The sequence below is a fragment of the Treponema sp. OMZ 799 genome, from assembly GCF_024181365.1.
GTDB lineage: Bacteria > Spirochaetota > Spirochaetia > Treponematales > Treponemataceae > Treponema_B.
This window is the reverse complement of record NZ_CP051301.1, coordinates 1,849,493-1,870,408: the sequence shown is the minus strand read 5'-3', so window position 1 is coordinate 1,870,408 and position 20,916 is coordinate 1,849,493. Positions and strand designations below refer to the sequence as shown.

General features: G+C 37.3%; 21 protein-coding genes. 15 read left to right on the top strand and 6 right to left on the bottom strand.

Translation table 11 applies throughout. From position 1 onward, the window contains the following. Window positions 1-89 precede the first annotated feature (89 nt). The 4 genes from E4O04_RS08505 (at window position 90) to E4O04_RS08490 (ending at window position 3,269) form a co-directional block, all read left to right on the top strand. Window positions 90-1,169: an MOSP complex formation periplasmic protein, TDE1658 family gene (locus E4O04_RS08505; RefSeq protein ID WP_253707327.1), complete on the top strand. Its 1,080-nt coding sequence runs from the start codon at window positions 90-92 to the stop codon at window positions 1,167-1,169. A 14-nt stretch (window positions 1,170-1,183) separates the two neighbouring features. Then, window positions 1,184-1,594, top strand: coding sequence for a transcription antitermination factor NusB (gene nusB / locus E4O04_RS08500; RefSeq protein WP_253687742.1), 411 nt, complete (start codon window positions 1,184-1,186; stop codon window positions 1,592-1,594). A 9-nt stretch (window positions 1,595-1,603) separates the two neighbouring features. Beyond that, complete coding sequence (locus tag E4O04_RS08495) at window positions 1,604-1,963, top strand: hypothetical protein (RefSeq protein ID WP_253707325.1); 360 nt, start codon at window positions 1,604-1,606, stop codon at window positions 1,961-1,963. A gap of 64 nt (window positions 1,964-2,027) precedes the next feature. Continuing rightward, window positions 2,028-3,269 carry a tetratricopeptide repeat protein gene (locus E4O04_RS08490; RefSeq protein WP_253707323.1) on the top strand — a complete coding sequence of 414 codons (1,242 nt, stop codon included), beginning with the start codon at window positions 2,028-2,030 and terminating at the stop codon, window positions 3,267-3,269. On the opposite strand, the gene E4O04_RS08485 is transcribed toward E4O04_RS08490, so the two are convergent. From E4O04_RS08485 to E4O04_RS08475, 3 genes are all read right to left on the bottom strand, one after another. Then, window positions 3,266-3,793 (bottom strand): putative signal transducing protein, encoded by a 528-nt coding sequence (locus E4O04_RS08485; protein WP_253687744.1) that lies wholly within the window; start codon window positions 3,791-3,793, stop codon window positions 3,266-3,268. The two genes, E4O04_RS08490 and E4O04_RS08485, sit on opposite strands and share 4 nt — an antisense overlap. Before the next feature lie 9 nt (window positions 3,794-3,802). Next, window positions 3,803-6,340 (bottom strand): helicase-related protein, encoded by a 2,538-nt coding sequence (locus E4O04_RS08480; RefSeq protein ID WP_253707322.1) that lies wholly within the window; start codon window positions 6,338-6,340, stop codon window positions 3,803-3,805. 82 nt (window positions 6,341-6,422) lie between these two features. After that, a complete protein-coding gene (locus E4O04_RS08475; RefSeq protein ID WP_253707321.1) occupies window positions 6,423-8,048 on the bottom strand; it encodes an ATP-binding protein in 1,626 nt (541 codons plus the stop codon). 282 nt (window positions 8,049-8,330) lie between these two features. On the opposite strand from E4O04_RS08475, the gene E4O04_RS08470 reads away from it, so the two are divergent. The 11 genes from E4O04_RS08470 to E4O04_RS08420 all read left to right on the top strand — a co-directional run bounded on the left by E4O04_RS08470 (window position 8,331) and on the right by E4O04_RS08420 (window position 17,754). Then, window positions 8,331-10,037, top strand: a complete 1,707-nt coding sequence (locus E4O04_RS08470; RefSeq protein ID WP_371922288.1) for an ABC transporter ATP-binding protein — start codon at window positions 8,331-8,333, stop codon at window positions 10,035-10,037. Next, complete coding sequence (locus tag E4O04_RS08465; RefSeq protein ID WP_253707319.1) at window positions 10,024-11,691, top strand: ATP-binding cassette domain-containing protein; 1,668 nt, start codon at window positions 10,024-10,026, stop codon at window positions 11,689-11,691. The genes E4O04_RS08470 and E4O04_RS08465 overlap by 14 nt, the downstream gene beginning before the upstream one ends. 125 nt (window positions 11,692-11,816) lie before the next feature. After that, window positions 11,817-12,440, top strand: a complete 624-nt coding sequence (locus E4O04_RS08460) for a biotin transporter BioY (protein WP_253707318.1) — start codon at window positions 11,817-11,819, stop codon at window positions 12,438-12,440. 20 nt (window positions 12,441-12,460) lie between these two features. Further along, window positions 12,461-13,201 carry an ABC transporter ATP-binding protein gene (locus E4O04_RS08455; protein ID WP_253707317.1) on the top strand — a complete coding sequence of 247 codons (741 nt, stop codon included), beginning with the start codon at window positions 12,461-12,463 and terminating at the stop codon, window positions 13,199-13,201. Further along, the gene (locus E4O04_RS08450) at window positions 13,192-13,785 is read left to right on the top strand and encodes an energy-coupling factor transporter transmembrane component T family protein (protein WP_253707316.1); all 594 of its coding nucleotides are present in this window, start codon (window positions 13,192-13,194) and stop codon (window positions 13,783-13,785) included. Before E4O04_RS08455 ends, E4O04_RS08450 begins: the two co-directional genes overlap by 10 nt. A 51-nt stretch (window positions 13,786-13,836) precedes the next feature. Continuing rightward, entirely contained in the window at window positions 13,837-14,091 is a 255-nt protein-coding gene (locus E4O04_RS08445) for a type II toxin-antitoxin system RelE family toxin (RefSeq protein ID WP_253707314.1), read from the top strand. Further along, entirely contained in the window at window positions 14,075-14,422 is a 348-nt protein-coding gene (locus tag E4O04_RS08440) for a helix-turn-helix domain-containing protein (RefSeq protein ID WP_253694736.1), read from the top strand. Before E4O04_RS08445 ends, E4O04_RS08440 begins: the two co-directional genes overlap by 17 nt. Before the next feature lie 58 nt (window positions 14,423-14,480). Further along, entirely contained in the window at window positions 14,481-14,990 is a 510-nt protein-coding gene (gene def / locus E4O04_RS08435) for a peptide deformylase (protein WP_253707312.1), read from the top strand. Continuing rightward, window positions 14,987-15,955, top strand: a complete 969-nt coding sequence (fmt, locus tag E4O04_RS08430; protein WP_253687755.1) for a methionyl-tRNA formyltransferase — start codon at window positions 14,987-14,989, stop codon at window positions 15,953-15,955. The genes def and fmt overlap by 4 nt, the downstream gene beginning before the upstream one ends. 27 nt (window positions 15,956-15,982) lie before the next feature. Then, entirely contained in the window at window positions 15,983-16,975 is a 993-nt protein-coding gene (locus E4O04_RS08425) for a PASTA domain-containing protein (protein WP_253707310.1), read from the top strand. 74 nt (window positions 16,976-17,049) lie between these two features. Then, complete coding sequence (locus E4O04_RS08420; RefSeq protein ID WP_253687757.1) at window positions 17,050-17,754, top strand: hypothetical protein; 705 nt, start codon at window positions 17,050-17,052, stop codon at window positions 17,752-17,754. A gap of 119 nt (window positions 17,755-17,873) precedes the next feature. On the opposite strand, the gene rpiA is transcribed toward E4O04_RS08420, so the two are convergent. From rpiA to E4O04_RS08405, 3 genes are read right to left on the bottom strand one after another with little or no spacing between them, the layout of a single operon-like run. After that, the gene (gene rpiA / locus E4O04_RS08415) at window positions 17,874-18,593 is read right to left on the bottom strand and encodes a ribose-5-phosphate isomerase RpiA (RefSeq protein ID WP_253707308.1); all 720 of its coding nucleotides are present in this window, start codon (window positions 18,591-18,593) and stop codon (window positions 17,874-17,876) included. Further along, window positions 18,593-20,074, bottom strand: a complete 1,482-nt coding sequence (locus tag E4O04_RS08410) for a type I 3-dehydroquinate dehydratase (protein WP_253707306.1) — start codon at window positions 20,072-20,074, stop codon at window positions 18,593-18,595. Before E4O04_RS08410 ends, rpiA begins: the two co-directional genes overlap by 1 nt. Before the next feature lie 2 nt (window positions 20,075-20,076). Then, window positions 20,077-20,907, bottom strand: a complete 831-nt coding sequence (locus E4O04_RS08405) for an SPOR domain-containing protein (protein ID WP_253707304.1) — start codon at window positions 20,905-20,907, stop codon at window positions 20,077-20,079. Between the last annotated feature and the right edge of the window lie 9 nt (window positions 20,908-20,916).

The window sequence follows — 20,916 nt, the reverse complement described above, 5'->3', positions numbered from 1 at the left end:
TTGCTTTACAATTTGTTAATATGGCAAAAGTTCGGCTTTGCCTTCTTTAAAATATATCATCCCCATACGGGATAATGGATGAGGATAAAATGAAAAAGAAAGTTTTTATTGCAATTATGTTGGTTGGCTTTTTGGGTGTTTTAACGGCCCAAAATGATTTGCAGGTTATTGCACAGGTAAACCTGTCAAAAAAGGAACCTATCACTCTGGGTCAGCTTAAAAAGCTTGTTAAGTTTGCCGAGTCTCAAGGCGGAGTAAGTATAGCCGCGAATTCCGAGAAAAAGCTTGTTTTGGAAAGTTTGATGAGAACTAAGCTTTTAGTTCAAGCTGCTGAAAAAGAAAATATAAAGATTTCTAATTCCCAAGTAGATGCTGCTTTTAACGATGCTCTTTCAGCAATAGTAAATTCCCCTATAACAGAAAGCGAATTCGCTAAATTGATAAAACAAAAAGAAAATATATCGCTTGACGAGTTTATGAAAAAACAAACAGGTAATACTGTTGAAGAAATCAAAAAGATTATCAAAGATAACCTGATCATTCAAAGCTTTATAGCTTCAAAAAACCAAGCAGAAATTGTAAGAATGGCAACACCTACCGATGCTCAGATACGTTCATACTATGAAATGAAAAAAGGTGAGTTAGTTCGTCCCGATATGGTCAAGATGCTTTTTGTTGCCGTAAAAAAAGAAGGTAAAGACAAGGAAGAAATCGATAGAATTAATGAACTGCATAAAAAGGTTAAAAAGAATATAAAAGAGATTGCCAACATCAAGAAAAATGCAGAAGCCGGTAATTATGTTGCACAAGAATGTTATATACCTAAAACGGCAGAAGGAGCTCAGTTGTTAAATACCACTCCTGAAGTTTTAATGGAAATTTTTTCCAAAGATGTAAATCACATATTCGATATTCAAGATAGGGTTGACAGCAGACAGTTTTTTGTTATAACCGAAAAACTTGATGCCAAAATTTTGACTTTAAGTGATATTCCTGATCCCTCATCAGCAATTACTCTTTATGATCAGATAAAAGCCCTTCTTTCTCAGGGACTTGCTGTAAATGCTGTTCAATCTATTATTCAAAATACATATGAAAGTTTACGCACCAATGATAATTGTAAAATATTAAAAACCGATGCGGAACTTGATAAACTTCTTACATGGTAATCGATAGATTTTAAATGAGTGTAGGCAGACGCAGAGGACGGATTCTCGCTTTCCAAGCCCTTGTTGCTTGGGATATGGGAGGAGCCGTCCTTGACGATTTATTGAATTTCTCTTGGCAAAATGAAGACTCGACAAATGATCCGAATAGGTATCTTTTCCCTAGGATGATGGTTTTAGGAACAATCGAAAATATAACCGAAATCGATAAAGCAATTCAGGCTAATCTGGATAATTGGGTTATCGAGCGTCTTAATTCCGTAGATAAGGCTATTTTAAGATTGAGCGTCTATTCTCTTCTCTATCAAAAAGATACGCCTCCGCCCATTGTAATAGATGAGGCTATAAATTTGGCCAGGGATTTCGGCACCGATGATTCTTATAAATTTGTAAATGCGGTACTTGACAGTATTAAAAATAAGTCTTAGAATTTCAGAATGAAGCTTCAAAAGATAGTTTTAAAAATTGTTTTTTTAGTTTTTTTACTTTTTTCTTGTTCTTTCAAAAGCGATGAGCAAGCTTTTTTGGAAGAACTTTCTAATATTGATACACATATATCGGAAGGCCGTTCGTCTAAGGCTTTGAAGAGTTTAAAACGCCTTCAAAAAAAGGCCGTAAATTCTACAAATTATGTCAGCATTGTTAAAAGGCAGTTAAAACTGGGAGCAGAGCCTGATGCCTTAATCTGCCTGCAAAAAGGTATAAAAAATCATCCCGAGTCGGCAGAGCTTCCGGGCCCTATTAACTTCTATCCTTATCGATTCCGGAAAATCAGAAGATGCCCTGCCTTATTGTGAAAGGTTAAAAGGTTCCCCATATGCTTCCTTGGGAGCTGAAGCTTCTATTTTGGCGGATATTGCCTTGAATTCTTTTAATTCCGATTTTAGTCTTTTAAAAGCAGCCTATGATAAAACCAAAAATCAAATTTTTTTGAAAAATGCTGCTCTTGTCTTGGCTTCACAAGGCCGTTTAAGAGAGGCTTCTCATTTACGATATGATATTCCGCAAGATACAGCTCCCGATCATCCTTTTTTTTGGAGCTGTATTGTTTATGATCTGGGTGTTTTTGACTCCATTTTCGGCGATTTATATTTTTCTCTTGTTTATGCAGATAAGGACGGCGGTGAAGGTAAGACAGCTGAAAATGCCCGTCTTCACCTTATGCTTGCAGCCGATGCGGCTTTCGGTCAGGGAGATAGTGAAAGGGCGAGGGCCTTTTGGCAGGCAGCTGCCGATAGAAGCCCCGAAGCATCTCCTATAGTGTTTTATGATTTAGCTTTGACCGCTCCTGATGAAAGAGAGCGCGTAGATCTTTTGATAGAATGTATAGATTTATATCCGGGCTTTTATCCGGTTATAGCCCGCTATGTTCGTGAAGATCTTTCCTTGCGTGAATTAAATACCCAAGATGAGCTTACTGCTTATCTCGAATCTAAGGGGTTTTATTCAATAAAAATGGAAGAAACTTATTTTACTTCTCCCAAGATGACCTATGCCTCTGAAGAGCTTTTAAAAAGAGCAATGGAAGCTCCCGATTTTGATCCAAGATTTATTTTGGAAGAATTTAGATACAAACAAATAAGGGATAAGACCTATGCTTCTAAGGTTAGGGTCAAGGCCGATATGTGGAAGATTCTTGAAAAATACGGAAAAGAACCTATTATCAGGGAATATGCAAAATGGTATTTTGCTCAATCCGGAGATTTTAATGCCTGTCTAAGTGTCGGTGAAATAGGAAAAAGATATGAAGATTCTTTTTATGCAGGGATAAATTCGGCTTTGAGCGGAGATTTTGAAAATGCTGTTTCTTCTTTTGCAGCATCAGCTCAAGTTCCTGCCTATGCTTATGCAGCTACAGTAAATTCCGCTTATATGTATTATATGTCGGGAAAAACCTCGGAGGCTGTGGATACTTATAGCCTTGCAGCAACTATGACAAAGGATAAACAAAGACAGAGTATGCTGCACTATGAGATTGCCCTAATTTTTTATGAAAGAAAGGCTTATGACAGGGCTAGGAGTGTTTTAGGTTATGCCTTGGAGTTAAATCCTAAAAACTATCAGGCGGCATCCCTTTTAAAAAAATTAAAAGAGCTTAATTAATCGTTTTCAAGTTTAAATATGACGATACCCGATGTTTCCGTTTTTTTAGGGATAAAATTCGCTGCAGATATAAAGTCGATGAATTTTGTCATACAGCCGGTTGAGTCCTTATCAGAAGTTTCAAGTTGCTTATTTTCGGCATATTCTTTTACTATTTTTAAGGCATCCTCATAGTCTTCTCTTAAAATATAAAAGGCAGTATAATTTGTTCCGGCTACTCCTGAACCTACCAGTATTGAAGAAAGGTGCTCGTTTTCCATGCGGTATGGAATGCCTTCGCTTTGAAAAAGAGATTTTATTATCATTATATCTTCTTGATAAAAAAGATACATGAATTTGATTGATTTTTTTCCTGTGCGTACAGCTTCAAAAAAAGCGTCTTCCATTTCGACTATGTTCTCTAAGGCTTCATCTTCTGCAGCAGTGCCGTCATTTAATCTGACTCCTTGAGAATTTTCTTTCCAAGATTTTTTTAAAAATAAAAACAAAAAAATACCGGCTAAAACGGCAACTAACCACCACATAAGTACTCCTTAGATCATCTTATTCATTTTTCCGTAGATATTGCGGACAATTGTTTTTTGATCCTCGCTAAAATTTTCTCCTGCAAGGTCAATCAGGTTTTGAAGGGAAACAAGGCATTCGTGCAAGGCTGTATGAAAGCCTCTTGATGTTTTAAACCAAAAGTGCCCTGTACCGTCGCAAAAGAGGGTTATAAAGCCAAGCTGCTTTGTAGTTTTCTTTGCGATTGTAGTTCTAAATAAGAGGTTTAAAGAATTTATAAGCTCTTCTAAGTCCTCTTCGATAAAATAATTTTTGCGTTTTTCAAATCTTTTTTCGTCTGCGGTTTTTTCGATTGGCTCGATATTAAAATTATTTACTACATTTAAAATCAAATCCATCTTTTCACCCGATAAAAGCTCGCTTTTACCGATTTCTATTTTTCCCCTCAAACCTTTTAACTGCTCCAAGGCTCCGTTTTGGTTTTCCTCGGTATATTTTTGTCTTATAGCCTCGGCAGTGAGTTTAAATTCCTTCCAAGGCAGGATGAGATGCTTTTTGCCCTTTATCTTTTTGATGAGATAGCGAGTTCCTTCGATGAGAACGCTTTCTTCTTCGCTCTTTTTCTTTTCTTCCTTTGTCTCGGCCCTATGTTCGTCTTTTTCTTTTTTTGACCTCTTATCCTTTTTTTCCAAAAGGGCAGGGGCTACCTCTTCAATTATCTTTTTTGAAAGAGGGGAGACAGACATGGCGTACATGCGTGAGGTTCTCACTATTTCGCCTGCAACTATAAACTGTTCTTTTTCCTTGTACATGCAGGAGCCAGGGTGAATAAAAATCTTTTCGGTGGTGAGGGAGCGGTAAGAATCCCTTCCTTGAGCCGAGCATACAAACTGAATCATTCCCTTGGCTACAGCCGTAAGGTAGTGCTCCATTTTTCCGCCCGAAAGAATCGGCACTCCCATATCGGAAACGATGAGTTCGAGTTGCTCTTTTATGTTGGCTATTTCGGCCATTACTCTGTCATCAAGATAATGAATCTTGCAAAACCTCTCCTTATCGAGGGCTTGAGAGTACATCCTAAAAACCTTTAAGAATGAAGCAAAGTCTCCCAAGGGCTCATCGAAGAGGGCATGAGCTTTTCGGGCTTCAATTTCTTCACCCTCGGGGAAGATGACCGGGCTTCTTGCCGATAAAAAGGCTGCGGCGATTAAAACCTCTTCTACAAGGTCGGGGTATCTTGTGATAGCTTCGACTATAATTCTTGACTGCCTTGGAGCCAAGGGGAAAAGACACATCATCTTTCCTATGCTGCTTAAAGAGCGGTCGCTTTCGAGGGCATCGAGCATGTTAAGGGTGTCTATGGCCCCTATTATGCCTTTTTTACCGGGAGGCGAAATAAAGTCGAAATTTTCAAAGTCGAGGATGCCGAGTTCTGCCATGCGCATAACAACCTCTGATAGGTCTGTACGGTAGATTTCTTCGAGGGTATAAAGCTGCCTCGTTTCAAAGTCCTTACGGGTATAAAGGCGGTAGCATACGCCTTCCTGAGTTCTTCCGGCTCGTCCTCGTCTTTGGTTACAAGAGGCCTTAGATATGAGGGTTTCATCCAAGCTTGAAGTAAAGGTAAAGGGATTATAAAAGTTAAGCTTTGCAAGCCCTGAATCTATAACGGCTGCAATGTCGTTTATGGTAATTGAAGTTTCTGCTATGTTTGTCGAGATAACAATCTTTTTTTTGCCGAAGGGGGGAGACTTAAAAACTCTCTCTTGTTCTTCCTTGCTTAAGCGGCCGTAAAGGGGAAGGATAAAAAGTTTTCTGTACCACGGTTCTTTTGAAAGCCTTTCGATGCAGTCCTTGATTGCCCTTTCCCCGGGAAGAAAAACAAGGATGGCTCCGCTCCGCCCCTCGCTTAAGATGCGCCCTACAATCGAGGCTATCTTGTCCATCAGGGCCGTTTCCGCTTCCTGCGTTTCTGTCGAGGCCTTGATCGCGGGAGGGTCAAAGATAAGGGTAACGGGGTAGGTTATGGCATCTATTTTGATTACCGGGCATCCGTCAAAATACATCGAAAATAGATCGGTGTTTATGGTAGCCGACGAAATAATTACCTTAAAGTCCTTGCGTTCAGCTATTATCCGCTTTAAAAGCCCCAAGATAAAGTCTATGTTTAAACTGCGTTCATGGGCCTCATCGACCAAGATTACGGAATACTTACTGAGCCAAGGATCGAGCTTCAGTTCCTGTAAAAGAATGCCGTCGGTCATTATTTTTATCTTAGTATCGCTTGAGGTCTTGTCCTCAAACCTCATCTTATATCCTACAAGGCTGGGCATGGGTTCTTTAAGCTGTTTTGAAATAAATTCGCTTACCGAAAGGGCCGCAATACGGCGCGGCTGAGTAACTCCTATCATACCTGAACGGCTGTAACCTGCTTCATGTAAAATAACCGGCAGCTGTGTAGTCTTGCCTGAGCCTGTGGGGCTTTCTACAACTATTACCTGATTGTGCTCAAGCATTTCCAATATTCTGTCTTTTTGTTCGTATACCGGTAGATTTTTGTATTTCATATATTGAGTATTATAGCCGATTTTTGAGGAGGCTTCAAGTATGGGGATTTTAGGGTAAATTCATCAAATACTGCATTGAGGTTTAAAATAAAGTACAAGATTCCCAAGTATCGGCTGTTTCCTCGTTGATGCCGTCGGCAAAAACAGCACCGATGAGAACTATCTTTTTTCCGCTCATCTTGTAGGGTTCTGCGTAGCCCTTTTCTTTTATCTGTTGGATGGCTTCTTTAGGTGTGCCTGGGCCCATCAGCTTAAACTCAAAGATGTAGATGGTATCACCGGTGTGAACCACACAATCTGCTCTTCCTTTTGAGCTTACCACCTCGGTTTCAACAAACTGCCCCATAAGTGTAAAAATAATATAAAAGGCTATTTGGTAATCCCTTTCCCTCATCTTTACATTTTCCTTTGAAGCAAGGCTGTAAGGAAGGCCTGCACAGGCAGTGTACATTCTTTTCATAAAGGATTCGGTGTTTCCTTTTTCGATATCCCTGATAAAATTACCGATAAATAAACCGCTTGCATCCTTTGCAATAGAGGTATAAGCAGGCACAAGGTTATCCAAAAAACCGTATTTTACTTCGTCGTTCGGAAAGCCTAGTTTATATAAGCCAAGCCTTTCATCATAATCTTTTATGGTTAAGTAACCTGATTGGAAGAGGATAGGAACAGGATTATTTATATCGGGCCTGTAGTCCTGCAATGAGTTTTCATCCATTTCCGCATTTTCTAAAATATCGCGGATGCAAATTTCTTTTTGATTTTGCAAGGTTCTGACCAAAAAGGTAGGGGTTCCTGTTGCAAACCAATAAGAGCCGATTTCTTTTTTTGTAAAGGCATTGAGCAAACTAAACGGATTATAAACACTTTCTCCTTGAGGATGAAAAAGGTAGCCGTCATAACGCTTTTTTAACAAAGCAAGGGTTTCTTCATAGTTTAGTTTACGCTCTTCTGCCAAGGCTTCAATTTCGGGCTTAAACACTTCCTTCAATTCTTTTGCAGTAATACCGCAGATTCCCGAATAATTTTTTTCGAGAGAGATGTCCCTCAAATTGTTTAAATCGCTGAATATACTGACCTTGCTGAATTTGGTAACTCCGGTTAAAAAAGCAAAACGGATATACTCATCGCAAGACTTAATTACCCCGTAAAAACCTTTTAAGATACGCCTATATTCTTCGTTTAAGGGCTCATTTATAATCATGGTTTCAAGGAGGGGCTTATCGTATTCATCGACAAGGATGACCGCCTGCTTGCCTGTTGTTTCGTAAATCTGCTTTATAAGATTTCTAAAGCGTCCGTCAGGAGCATCTTCCGTTTTTTCTATTTTAAACTCTTCTTCCCATTCGCGTAAATGGGCATTAAGGATATCATTCAAGGCCTTAACATCGGCATAGTTTTTTGCTGTAAAATCCAAGTGGAGAACGGGATAATTGACCCAAGCGTCGCGGTTTTCAACCTTTGCCCGTTTTTGTTCGGCAGCTTCGATATAGAGCCCTTTAAAAAGCTCTTTTTTACCTAAAAAGTAAGCCTTTAAGGTAGAAAGAAAAAGACTTTTTCCAAACCTGCGCGGCCGGCTTAAAAAAAACACCTTATTGGCCGAAACCAATTTACTCACATATTCGGTCTTATCTATGTAAATAAAATTTTTTAACTTTAAATCTGCAAAACTTTGAAGGCCTATAGGCAGCTTGCGGATATCTGACATTTTCTACCCCCTGTAAATTAATTCTTAATTAAGAATTATGAATTAATTATAGCATATTTTTTTAACTTTTATAATGGGTAGAGGAGGAATATCATGGAAGTTATAAATTGTAAGAGGTATTGCCCCAAAAATACCATTTTTTATGAAATCATCAACGAAAAGCTCTCCATTAATTCCTAATTAATTGTAGTATCCGTATTTACCAATTAAAAATCTGACCGCAGCAATGCTTAAACTTGACAATATATTTTTAATGCGGTAGACTGCTTACGGAGGAATTGTATAATTATGACACCACATAAATCGTTTATTTTGTATTTTAAAAAATTTTTATTTAGGCATAAAATACTTTTTGCGAGTTTATGTTTATTCTTTTTTTCTCATATTGGGCTTACTTTGTACATACCTCAGCTTTTTCAAAAGTTTATAGACGGAGTTTCAGGCGGACTTGGGACAAAAAGCATTTTAGTAATTGCTCTTTTTTACTTGGCATTTGTTTTTTTTGTAGAGGTATTAAATACTTTCCGCAATTTTTTTATGCAAAAGCTTTCTTGGAGTTTAACTAAAGCGCTGCGTTCCGATATGCTAAAAAATCTTTTGCAATTGGATATGGGGTTTTATCATAATAATCCTATCGGCGAATTAGTAGAATGTGTTGAAGGCGATATATTAATTCTTTCAAATAATATTTCTACTTTTGTGCTTGATGTAATTTCGAATATTATTATTCTTTTGGGAATTTTAATAATTGTTTTTTTAAATTCCATTCTATTAGGATGTATTTTTGTTATTTGTTCCGTTATCAGTATTATTATGATGTTGCGTCAATCTAAAAAAGATACTAGTTCTCTTGAAACTGTGCGGAAAAACATGGCAGAAGTTAATGCCCTTGTTACGGAAAGTATTACAGGACGAGAAGAGCTTCACAGCTTAAACGCAAAAGATAAAATCCTTGCAAACTCAGACGGCTTACACGATACATCTTTCAAAAATGAAAAAAAGTTTTATAGACTTTTTACTTTTACGATGATGTTAAGCCAAGCTATAACATTTATTGAAAAATCCTGTTTGGTTGTGCTCTTGTTTTATTTACTAAAAGATGCGAAGCTAAGCCTCGGTCAAACTTTTATGTTATATAATTATTTTGTGCTTTTAGAATGGCCGCTTGAAATGCTCGCTCAAAATGCAACTACATTTCAAGGGCTTGGTGCAAGGATAAATAGAGTCTTTAAATTATACATTGAAAAGCCCCATATTTCTTTCGGGAATAAAACTCTCGATGATAAAACATACAGTGTCGAGTTTAAAAATGTTTCCTTTGCTTATGATGAGCGGGATTTGATTTTAGATAATTTAAGTTTTAAAATAAATGCAGGAGATCATTGTGCTTTACAGGGAAGAACGGGAAGCGGAAAATCAACTCTTGTAAAGCTTTTGTTAAAGCTTTACGAACCTCAGTCCGGAGAAATTTTATTAAACGGTGTTCCGGTAAATGAGTTCAGTCAAAAATCGCTTGCTGAAAATATCGGATATGTTAGTCAGAGTATTGTTCTTTTTTATGCAAGTATTCGGGATAATATCCGCATGTTTGACGAAAGCATTTCCGATGAGCAAATAAAAGAAGCTTTAAAGAAAAGCGGAATGTATGAAAAGATTATGGCTCTGCCGGGAGGCTTAGATTATATTTGTGAAGACGGAGCGGCAAATTTTTCCGGTGGAGAAACTCAGCTTTTAGCTTGTGCGAGATTATTCTTAAAACAAAGTAAAATTATTATTTTGGATGAGTCCACTGCAAAACTTGATAACACTGAACAGGAAAAAATTCAGCTTGCATTTAATGAGCTTATAGAAAACAAAACGGCAATTATAATTGCCCACAGAACTGAAACTTTAGAAAAAACAAATGTAAAATTTTTATTGGAGAATGGAAAATTATCTCAAGGAGAAAAAGCCGAACTCTCCGAAGGAGGTGCAAATGAAACAAATTAAACCGGAATCCTTATTATCGGTTAACTTAAAAGTTATAAAGAGGCATCCGTTTTTTTTCTTGGCGGCAATGGTCTCGGCTTTTTTGCTTCAGTTTACTGCCGGATTGTTTCCTGCATTTATCGAAAAGCAAATGTTTTCTTTTTTTGAAAATAAAATTGATTTGCCATTGGGTGTTTGGTTTATTATTATTTTGATGGCGACCGGATTTTTGTTTACAGCTTTTGCATATATAACTATGAATATAGGCTGGCTTTTTAGAACAAAAATAAAAAAACTTTTTGTAAGTAAAATGCTTCGGGCAATTATATTACAGCCGAAAGAGTTTGATACTTCGGAAGCAATCGGAGAAACCGCTTATAAATTCCGTGAAGATATAGATCAACTTTCTTCTTTACTCACAGGAACTTTTCCGCATTTTTCTACATCTCTGGTTATTGCTATCGTAACGGTTGTGTTAATGTTTTCCGTTAATGTAACTTTTACATTTATTGCTCTCTTTTTAATTGCTTTGAATATTGGGATTATTACCTTGCTGCTTCCAAAGGTAGAACGCCGGCGTGAAAACAGCCTCAAAGCTGCCGCGGCAACTTCAGGTTTTTTAACGGCCGCATTACAATCCACCCAAGAAATAAAAACCGATTATAAAAATCAAAACTTTATAGATGCTTATTTTAATATAAATCAAAAAGCTGCGAAAGCCGCTCTTCAGGAAAATATCGGCAGCTCTTTAATTAAATCACTTTTTAGATTGGGGCATCAGCTGATTACTTCGGCAATGTTGATTTTTATTGCTTTAAACATCGAAACTATTAGTTTTTCTGTGGGCGATCTTGCGTTTTTTATCAGCTTATCTGTTTCACTTTCAAACTTTGCATCTTCTGTTTCGGATTTTTTTGTCAGCGTAAAACAAACAAAAATTTCTCTGGAGCGTGTTCAAGATATTTATACAAAAGCTGAAAACGAGGACGAGCAGCTTGATGTGAAAAGTCCGCAAGAATATAATATCGGGTCTATTGTTGTCAAAAATCTTTGTGTAGAGTATCCCGAAAGCAATTTTAAAATAGAAAAATCGTTCGAATTTCACGGCGGGGAGTATTATTTTATCTTTGGTGCTGTTGCTTCGGGAAAAAGTTCTGTGATAAAGTCCATGCTGGGAATTACTAAAAAAGCCGGCGGTGAGATAATCTTAAATGGAAAAATAATAGAAAATCCCGAGTCGATTTTTGTTTCGCCCCTTGCCGTTTATGTTCCGCCGACCCCGCAAATTTTTAACGCAAGTCTGCGTGAAAATATTTTACTCGGTGTCAGCTCTGAAATTGAAGTAAACATTACCGAAGCAGAAATCCAAAAAGTTTTAAAAATTACCCGCTTAGACAAAGATCTGGAAACTATGCCCAAAGGCTTGGAGACAAAAATCGGTAACTTAACAGGAGGCGTTTCCGGCGGACAAACCCAACGTATTGGAATTGCAAGGGCTCTTTTATGTAAGAGTAAACTTGTAGTTTTAGACGATTGCTTTACTGCTGTTGATTCCGGTCTCGCAGGCGAAATTCGCAAAGACATCGCCGCTCTCGATGATTTAACGGTAATCGAAATAAGCAACCGCAAACCAAATCTTGAAATGATTCCGCAGATAAAACAGCTTGAGTTTTAGATTGACAAAATATTTTGAGGCGAATCGGTTGGATTTAACTTGAAGCAATGCGAGGCCTTGACATAAGGCACTTAAATTGTTACCCTGTTACAGTTTTATGGTTATCAATTTAGTTTGGAGAAAATATGAGTGCAAATTTTCAGCCCTCGATTGTGACGGTCTTTATTCCGCTTTTTGCGGCCCTTATTGCCGTAAGCGGTTTTATCGCTTTTCCTCTTCCCGGAACTCCGGTTCCCATAGTGCTTCAAAACATGATGCCTATTTTGGCATCGGGGCTTTTGGGGGGACTTTACGGAACGGCTTCAACTGCAATTTTTTTGGCGGCAGGCTTGCTCGGTCTTCCCGTCTTTTCGGGAGGAAGAGGCGGTTTAGCCCATCTTTTAGGGCCGACGGGAGGTTTTTTAATAGGCTACCTTGCAGCAGCCGCTTTTTTAATTCTTTTTTTTCGAAAGCCGGGTGCCAAGGACTTAGGTTTTTCAGGTAAGAATACCGGTAAAAATACCGGCACTTTTATCGATTTTAAGTTTATAAACTACTTAAAAATACTTGCAGCTTCTTTTTCGGGCTTTGCCCTTATCTATGTTTTTGGGATAGCAAGATTTATGCAGCTTACCCGGAGGGGGCTTTTTGAGGCTTTGAGTCTTGCCTGTCTTCCTTATTTATCGGGGGATTTTATCAAGATGATCTTGGTTTCCTTTTTGATTTACAAGCTAAGACCAGTTTCTGCAAGGTATTTTTCAAACACCTAATCTTAAACTTAGATAAAATTATGAGTGAAGAAATTATAAGCTTAAAGAATATAACAAAGACCTTTGTTCAAAGTTCATTTGACGGGGTGTTTAATTTTAAGGCCTTGGACGATGTTTCTTTAAGCGTTTTTAAGGGGGAACTCCTTCTTATTTCGGGTGCAAACGGTTCGGGAAAGACCCTCCTCATGTCGATTATTGCAGGGCTTATAAGGCCCTCATCGGGGCTTGTCGAGGTAAAAGAAAGATGCGGCATAGTTTTTCAAGATTCCGATTTGCAGATTCTGGGCGAAACCCCTGAAGAAGATATTCTGTTCGGATTAAAAAATATAAAACTTCCGATAGAGGAAAGAAACAAAAGGCTGGAGGAGGCTTTAAAAAAAACAGGCCTAATGGATAAGAGGTATTATTCTTCCCGCTCCTTGTCGGGAGGAGAAAAAAGGCGGCTTTGCGTTGCAGGAATTTTGGCGATGAGGTTTCCCGTCATCATCTTTGATGAGCCCTATGCGAATTTGGATTATGAGGGGGTAGTGCAGGTCAATGCTCTTATTAAAGAATTAAGGGCTGAAAATTATACGATTCTTCTTTTAAGCCATGAGCTTGAAAAATGCTATGCCCTTGCCGACAGGTTTTTGGTTCTTCATCGCGGAAAAAAAGTTTTTGACGGGCTGCCTGATGACGGCCTAAATCAAAACTTAAAAGAGTGGAGTATAAGACCTCCTCTTTTTTCATACACAAAGAGGGAGGATTTGATTTGGATATAAGACCCTTATTTTCTTATAGAAGGGGAACGAGTTTTTTACATAGGATGTCCCCCCTTTTAAAATTGTTTTTTCTTTTCGGATTTACGGCCCTCATTTTTTTCTTTCCTAATTATGTGCCGTTTTATTCGGTCTTTTTTATTTTAGTTGCCCGTTTTATAGGTTTTTCGTTTTTAGAGCAATTAAAAGATTTAAAACCCATCCTTCCTTATTGTCTGCTTCTTTTAAGCCTTCATATTTTTTCACTCCTTTTAAAAACGGAAAGCAACATAAAGGACTTGAGTTTTCTTGTTTTAAAACTTGTCGGCCTTATGCAGATAAGCTCTCTTTTTTTTAATACCACAACTTCGCTTCAATTAAAAGAGACACCGGAAAAAATTCTACCCTTTAAGGCAGCCGCTTTGTTTTCTCTTTTTTTGTTTTTTATTCCTCTTTTGTTTTCCATTTGGACAAAGCTCGATTATGCATGGAAGGCAAGGGGAGGGAAAAAGGGGCTTTTAAAATTTTTTAAACTCCTCCCGATTTTTATCTCCGAAGCCATGTACAAAGGAAAAAAGTTGATGTATGGATTGAAAAATAGAACATAATCGAATACAAAAATGATTGACAGAAACTTATAATTATCTTATAATAAAACAATGATATCGATTCGATGGAGCCGTAAAGCTTCAAAACAACTTGATAAAATACAAAAAGCCGATAAGAAACAGATTCTTGAAGCTGTTGATACTTTATCCGGTTTTCCTTATGTTTTAAATGTAAAAGCATTAAGTAATCACAAATATGATTATCGGTTGCGTGTCGGTAGATATAGGATTCTGTTTAATCACATTGAGAAAATACATATACTATCAATCGAGGAGGTAAAAAAAAGAGATGACAACACCTATTGATGTTCAATTTATAGCGGGAAAAGACGGAAAACCGGAGTATGCGGTTATCCCTTTTAAAGCTTTTCAAGCATTATGTAATCATAAGGTAAGAGAATTTAACGAAAAAGAAACAATCCCGCATGAAGTAATAAAAAAAATACATTTGGAAGATATGAGTTCTATTCAGGCATGGCGTGAATACTTAAACTTTACACAAACTGAAATTGCCGAAAAAATGGGAATAAGCCAAGCTGCTTATAGTCAAATGGAAACCTCCAAAAAGAATCGAAAAGCAACACTGGAAAAAATAGCAAAAGCGATGAATATTGACTATTTGCAATTACGAATATGATTTTCATATTTTCCCCTGTAGTTGACGGCTTAGAGCTTATTTTGTATAATTATATTCTATGAAAGTATTGCATTTAGGCGAGGAGACTTTGAGGGAGGTTTCTAAGCCGGTTGAAAAAATAGATGAAAATATTAGAAGCTTAATCGATGAAATGTTTGTTACCGTCAAAAAAGAAAACGGTATAGGCTTGGCCGCTCCGCAGGTAGGAGAAAACATAAGGCTTTTTATTGTATTTATAAATGATCAAAAATATGTTTTTATAAATCCCGAAATTATCGAAACTTCTCAGGAAATGTGTGTGATGGAAGAGGGCTGTTTGAGTATACCAAAGGTCTACGATGATGTTATGCGCCCGTCTTCGGTAAAGGTTCAATTTTTAAACATTGACGGCAAAATAAAAACCATAGAGGCCTCAGGCCTTCTTGCAAGAGTAATTCAGCATGAAAACGACCACTTAAACGGGGTTCTTTTTATTGACCGTCTAAGCGAAGAAAAAAAAGCCGAAGCTATCGAAAGATTTGAGCACAAAAAAGCTCTTTTTTCAAAAAAGAGGATCCGCCTGAGATGAGAATCCTTTTTGCAGGAACTCCTTCCTGTGCCGTGCCGGCCTTAAATCTGATAGCTCGCGAATTTGACCTTTGCGGGGTCTTGACTAATCCTCCGGCCCCGGCAGGGCGGAATAAAAAGATGCAGGATTCCGATGCTGCTCTTGCAGTAAAAGAGCTTATAAAAGAGGGTGTTCTGCCTGAAGATTTTCCTGTTTTGATGCCTCAAAAACTTGATGATAATTTTAGAAGAGAACTCGCAGCTTTAAAGCCTGACCTTTTAGTGTGTTTTGCATATGGTAAAATATTCGGACCTAAGACAATGGCTCTTTTTCCTCTGGGCGGAATAAATATTCATCCCTCTCTTTTACCCCGGTGGAGGGGCTGTGCTCCCGTTCCTGCCGCCATATTGGCAGGGGATAGACTTACGGGAATTACAATTCAAACGATTTCGCCTCAGACTGACTGCGGTAATATTCTTGCACAGATTGAAGTTCCTTTAAATAATTCTGAAACTACGGAAAGCCTTTTAGCCGATTGTTCCGATAGGTGCTGTCCTCTTTTGAAGGAAGTCCTTTCGGATTTTGAAAATAAATTAAAAGAGGCGGCACCTCAAGATGATTCAAAGGCTAGTTACTGTTCCATGCTTAAAAAAGATGACGGTCTTATAGATTGGTCAAAGCCGGCTGAGGAAATAGAAAGAAAAATAAGGGCCTTTACCCCATGGCCGGGCTGTTTTACTTTTAAAAATAGCGAAAAAATAAATATAATTGAAGCTCATTTATATGATAATGAGTCAAATGAAATGACAAAAGATAAAAAATTTGGTACAATACCGGGTATCGATAAAAAACATGGTATTTTAGTTCAAACAGGAAGGGGAATCCTTGCTGTTTCGGTATTGCAAAAACAAGCTAAAAAAAAGCTTGAATGGAAAGATTTTTTAAACGGCTCTCCCGATTTTTTGGAAGGCAGTTTTGAAACATAAATTTTTAAAATATGGATGGTGTAATCAATGGGTCTTGGTGATATTGCAGACAGTATAGAAAGTAACGGAAAAGTAATAGTTATTACTTCTTTAGTGATGCTCATTTTTTTTGTTCTTATTTCTACAATCGTGTTTTTTGTATCGGTGAAAACGGCCGATCAGGTTTTAGTTCCTAACATTGAAGGCGAAAAATTTGAAGATGCCGTTCTTAAGCTTCAAGTCAAAGAACTCTATCCCCGTCTTCAGTTAAGGTTTTCGGATAACCCCGAAGATGCCGGAAAGGTTTTAGAGCAAAGTCCTCCTGCCGGAACTATCGTTAAAGCCGGAAAAAGGATAAATTTAATTGTAAGCAGCGGAGCCGTTTTAGACAGGGTAGAAAACTATGTGGGAAAAACCTTATCCGATGTGCAGCAGCATTTTGCATCCTTGTTTACGGCAGGCCGTAAACAGTTGATTTCTATAAAAGAACCTGTTATGTATAAATCAAGTTCAATTCCTGCCGGTACAATTTTGGAGCAAAATCCTGCTCCTGATACAAAGATATCCGAAGGCGTTTTTATTGAGTTCATTGTAAGCAAGGGCCCTGAAAATGAAAAAGTTTCCGTTCCAAACATGGAAGGATTTAAACTTAATGATATATATTCTGTAATATCCCGGAATAAACTTTCTTTTAAAATAAAACACGAGGTTAATTCTTCTTTGGATAATCCGGCTGTTGTAAGTCAAAGTGAGCCGGCTGATTCGTCTGTAGATGCTTATTCTCAAATGGAATTGGGCCTTCAATTCCCGGAATCCACAGAAAAAATGATTTACGGAGTGTATTCTCCTTCTTTACCTAAATATCCTTATCCGGTAAAAGTTGTAGTGGATGCCGTATATCCCGACGGAAAAAGAACAGAGCTTGTAAGCTTTAACCATCAAGGAGGAAAATGCGACATTCCTTATGGCCTTCCCCAGGGAACGGTTATTGTCCTTACAGTATTAAACAAGCAGGTTCAAATGTTTGAAGTAAAACAATAGGTATTGTAACTAAGATAGAATTTATATTGTTTAATCTGAGTATTCTATATAAATATAGTTAAGGAGATTATAGAATGAATAGAAAAGTTTTATTTATTTTAAGTGCAATTATGCTTTTAGCTTTTTTGGGTTCATGTAAAACGGTTCCCAAAACTGATCCGAATTTTTTAGGAGATTTTTCCCCTGTAGAGCTGGGAACCCTTATAGGCGGATCCGTTAAACGGACAAAAGAGGAGATTAAACCTACCGAATTTAAATTTACTTTTTTCCCGCGCACAAATATCGTATCCATTGAGCATAAATTTATGATTGATAAGGTTGAAATACTTTTGGATCAAGGAGATAGAGAAGTATTAATTAAGGCAATGGAAACTTATCTTTCTTCTTATAACGATAAAAATTTAAGTGCTGCTAATGCAAAAAAACAAGCTTTTTTCGGTAAGACTAAAATATTTATGTCTTGGGGCCTTTTTGGAGGAGGAGCTCATGATGCAGAACCGATACTAAGGGCTGAGTATCAATTATTATCGGGAAATAAACCTTATTTTATATTAGGTAATGCAACGTCAAAGGCTATAGGTGAAAACGATGATGCCAACTGTCCTGCTTTAAGATTAGCTTTTTCTCCTGCTCAATGCGAGGATTTTATTGAGCTTTTAAAACAAGATAATCTTCTTAAAATTGTAGATGAAATGAAAAAAGATTTTGAACGATTTGAGCCTTCAAAAACTGAAAGTGAAAATTCGGAAAAAGATAAGGTAAACTACGACGGTTTTTAAATAATACTTATTTTTAAACGCAAAACCCACAAGAAACGTAAAGAACTTTTATAAAAAATTTTCCTTGCTTTTCTTGTGGTTTAATTTTATACTGTAACTGCTATAAAGACTTAAAAATTTTATAAGTCTTCTATATTTCCATCTTTGTCTACAACAAATACTCTAGGTGTATTTTTTGTAAAAAAGCCGTTTTCTACAATGCCTGTAATTTTATTTAGATCTTCCTCTAAGGCTTTAGGATCTACAAAAGCATTATCAGGCCATCTTACATCAATTATAAAGTTTCCATTATCGGTAACAACCGGTCCCATTTTTTTTACACCCTCACGCAATACAACCGTTATACCTTTTGCTTCAAGAGTCTTTGAAATGCTTAAGCGGGCCTCAGGGATTATTTCAATCGGAAGAGCAAAACCTTTTCCCATCGATTTAACTTTTTTTCTGTTATCGGCAATGACAACAAATTCTTTTGAATTGTATGCTATAATTTTTTCTTTAAGCAGAGCCGCTCCTCCTCCCTTGATTAAATTTTTTTCCGGGTCAATTTCGTCTGCTCCGTCTATGGCAAGGTCTAAAGTTCCTCCTATTTTTTGTGAACTTAAAGAATAGATGGGAATACCTAATTTTTCACATTCGATTGAGGTTTGAAAACTTGTAGGCACGGCATAGATGTTTTTTAACTTTCCTTGCGATAATAATTGTGAAAGACGCTGTACTGCAGGCATGGCTGTCGAGCCTGTGCCGAGTCCTATTTTCATTCCGTCAAAGATTTTTCCTTCCGAAAAAAGAGTGTCTATTGCGTAATAAGCAACTCTTTCTTTTAACTGTGATGTATCCATTACAAATACTCCTTTCCTGCAAAGGCTTTAAATTGGTGGTAGGCTTGATATTCCAGCATCTTATAGCCGTTACAAACTTGACATCCTGCAGCCCTCGCTCTTTTTAATAGTTTAGTAGTTTCGGGTCTATAGATTAGCTCAAATACTTTTTCTTTTCCGCTAAAGGTGTAAAAGCTAAGAGGATCTATATCTATGTTAGGTTCCATTCCTGCATTAGTTGTTTGAATAATTAGGCCGGAAAAAACAGATAGCTGTTTTATATTTATGGGATCTAAAAGAGCCCATTTAAATTTATATTTTTCTGCAATGTTTTGTGCATTTTCGGCTGTCCGGTTAAAGATACAGGCCTTACCGTGAAGAGATTTAACTACCTCGGCAACAGCACGGGCTGCACCTCCGGCTCCTATAATGGCAACCTTATATCGGCGTAAATCTTTTTCGTTTAAAAATTCTATTAAAGCTTGTTCAAAGCCGTCAACATCGGTATTGCAGCCGAACCATTTTTTGTTTTCGTTTACAAGAGTATTTACGGCTCCGATGAATTTTGAAGCTTCCGATATAGAATTTATTTGAGGTATTATCTCGCTTTTAAAAGGAGCAGTAACCGAAAGTCCTTTTATGTTAAGAAGATTGGCAAAATCCAAAGCTTCTTTTGATGACAATGCAGATATGGGAATGTATATCGAATTAAGGTTTTTGTGTTTAAAACCCTGATTATGAATTTTAGGACTCAGGCTGGTGTTTACGTCTCCACCTATTACACCGTATACTGCCGTTTCACTGTCAATTTTAGAAAACCGATATAGGCCTTCTAAAGTTTCGGGATCTATCAGTTCTTTTTCAAGTTTATTTTTCTTTATATATTCGGGGGTAAAGGTGTATACGATTTGTGAGTTTAATTTTTTTGATAGTATACGTGAGCATAAACCATAGGGGCCCATTGCCGATAAAATATACTCTTGATTTTGTATCAGCTTTGATGCTTTAAAAAGTTCCGAAACATCGTTTAAACAATTTGCTCTGAAGGCAAATTTCGGAATATCGGTTTCAAAACGGCATAAGCCTTCCAAAGTTTTAACTATATTTTTTACAGGAAGTTTACTGTGGAGGCTTCTTATTATTTTAATATCAAAGGCCCTTGCAGCTTCTTCGATTCCGGATGAATCAAAATCGCTTTCCAAATCTATATAAGAAAAATTTTTTATCGGGTCTGAGTTTGCAAAGGCAAGGCCGCGTGCAAAAATAGTCATCCTTGCACCCTCACCGCCGGTAAAATTGCCTCCATCTGATTTTCTTCTAACGGTTAAGATACAAGGTATTCCTGCCCGCTCGGGAAAATTTCTTAAATAAAGTATTTCACTTTGATTTAGATAATCAACCCTTAATTCTGCAATATCGATAAATTTTTTGTATTTTTCTAAGGCGGAAAGAGTTTTTTCGATTGTTTTTTCCGTTAAAACAAGACAGACCTTTGTAGACATAATCAGCTTTTTTTTCGGTCTTGGGTTACATAACTTCCTTCAAAACCTTTAATTTCTTTTATTTTTTTTAGCCAATACTCGGCCTCGGTTTTATTTTTAAAGGGGCCTACTCTGACACGGTGTGTAAGACCTGTTGCCGTTTCCTTGGTAAAAATTTCTGCCTTCATGTGTTTTGCAGTCAGTTTATCCCTTGCGGCTTCGGCATTTAATCGGCTTGTCAAAGAAGCTGTTTGAACCCAGTATAGGGTTGAAACGGTTTTTTGAGCGGGGCTTTTTTTGACAGCCGGTTTTTCCGTTTTTTTAGTTGTTTTCTTTTCGGTTTTAGGTTTTTCAACAGGATTTGATGAGAGCCCCTTTACGGAAGTTCCTCCGCTATTTTGTTTCTTTGACTCTGAAGAAGAATTTTGCTTTTCGGTTTCAGAAGGCTTTGTTTCGGCTTCCTGATTAGTGTTTAAATTTGCTGCAAGGTTCTCAGGCAAATTTGCAGTTTTTTCGTCTTTTTGAGTATTAGTTAAATCGCTCACATTTATTGAGGTTTCCGTTGTTCCTTTTTGTCCTTCTCCGTTTACAACGGTTATATTGTTTGCAATATTTACAAGAGTTGAAGACTCTGGCTCAAGAGGAGGAATTGAGTCCGGGTTTCGTGTCCATTGAAGAGGGTCAACACTTGTATCCGGCTTATCGGCTTCTATTCTGCCTAAATCGGATATCTCTGCTGCAGTCATGGTGCTTTTATTACGGAATGGAGCATATAGGTATAAACCGACTCCAAAGATAATTAGAGCAAACAACGAAATAAACAATACTATCCATAAAATTTTTTTCTGTTCCATAAATCAACC

Coding starts and splice junctions, on each gene's coding strand:
- E4O04_RS08505 (WP_253707327.1), top strand. CDS start 90: ATGAAAAAGAAAGTTTTTATTGCAATTATGTTGGTTGGCTTTTTGGGT.
- nusB (WP_253687742.1), top strand. CDS start 1,184: ATGAGTGTAGGCAGACGCAGAGGACGGATTCTCGCTTTCCAAGCCCTT.
- E4O04_RS08495 (WP_253707325.1), top strand. CDS start 1,604: ATGAAGCTTCAAAAGATAGTTTTAAAAATTGTTTTTTTAGTTTTTTTA.
- E4O04_RS08485 (WP_253687744.1), bottom strand. CDS start 3,793: ATGTGGTGGTTAGTTGCCGTTTTAGCCGGTATTTTTTTGTTTTTATTT.
- E4O04_RS08480 (WP_253707322.1), bottom strand. CDS start 6,340: ATGAAATACAAAAATCTACCGGTATACGAACAAAAAGACAGAATATTG.
- E4O04_RS08475 (WP_253707321.1), bottom strand. CDS start 8,048: ATGTCAGATATCCGCAAGCTGCCTATAGGCCTTCAAAGTTTTGCAGAT.
- E4O04_RS08465 (WP_253707319.1), top strand. CDS start 10,024: ATGAAACAAATTAAACCGGAATCCTTATTATCGGTTAACTTAAAAGTT.
- E4O04_RS08460 (WP_253707318.1), top strand. CDS start 11,817: ATGAGTGCAAATTTTCAGCCCTCGATTGTGACGGTCTTTATTCCGCTT.
- E4O04_RS08455 (WP_253707317.1), top strand. CDS start 12,461: ATGAGTGAAGAAATTATAAGCTTAAAGAATATAACAAAGACCTTTGTT.
- E4O04_RS08445 (WP_253707314.1), top strand. CDS start 13,837: ATGATATCGATTCGATGGAGCCGTAAAGCTTCAAAACAACTTGATAAA.
- E4O04_RS08440 (WP_253694736.1), top strand. CDS start 14,075: ATGACAACACCTATTGATGTTCAATTTATAGCGGGAAAAGACGGAAAA.
- def (WP_253707312.1), top strand. CDS start 14,481: ATGAAAGTATTGCATTTAGGCGAGGAGACTTTGAGGGAGGTTTCTAAG.
- fmt (WP_253687755.1), top strand. CDS start 14,987: ATGAGAATCCTTTTTGCAGGAACTCCTTCCTGTGCCGTGCCGGCCTTA.
- E4O04_RS08425 (WP_253707310.1), top strand. CDS start 15,983: ATGGGTCTTGGTGATATTGCAGACAGTATAGAAAGTAACGGAAAAGTA.
- E4O04_RS08420 (WP_253687757.1), top strand. CDS start 17,050: ATGAATAGAAAAGTTTTATTTATTTTAAGTGCAATTATGCTTTTAGCT.
- rpiA (WP_253707308.1), bottom strand. CDS start 18,593: ATGGATACATCACAGTTAAAAGAAAGAGTTGCTTATTACGCAATAGAC.
- E4O04_RS08410 (WP_253707306.1), bottom strand. CDS start 20,074: ATGTCTACAAAGGTCTGTCTTGTTTTAACGGAAAAAACAATCGAAAAA.
- E4O04_RS08405 (WP_253707304.1), bottom strand. CDS start 20,907: ATGGAACAGAAAAAAATTTTATGGATAGTATTGTTTATTTCGTTGTTT.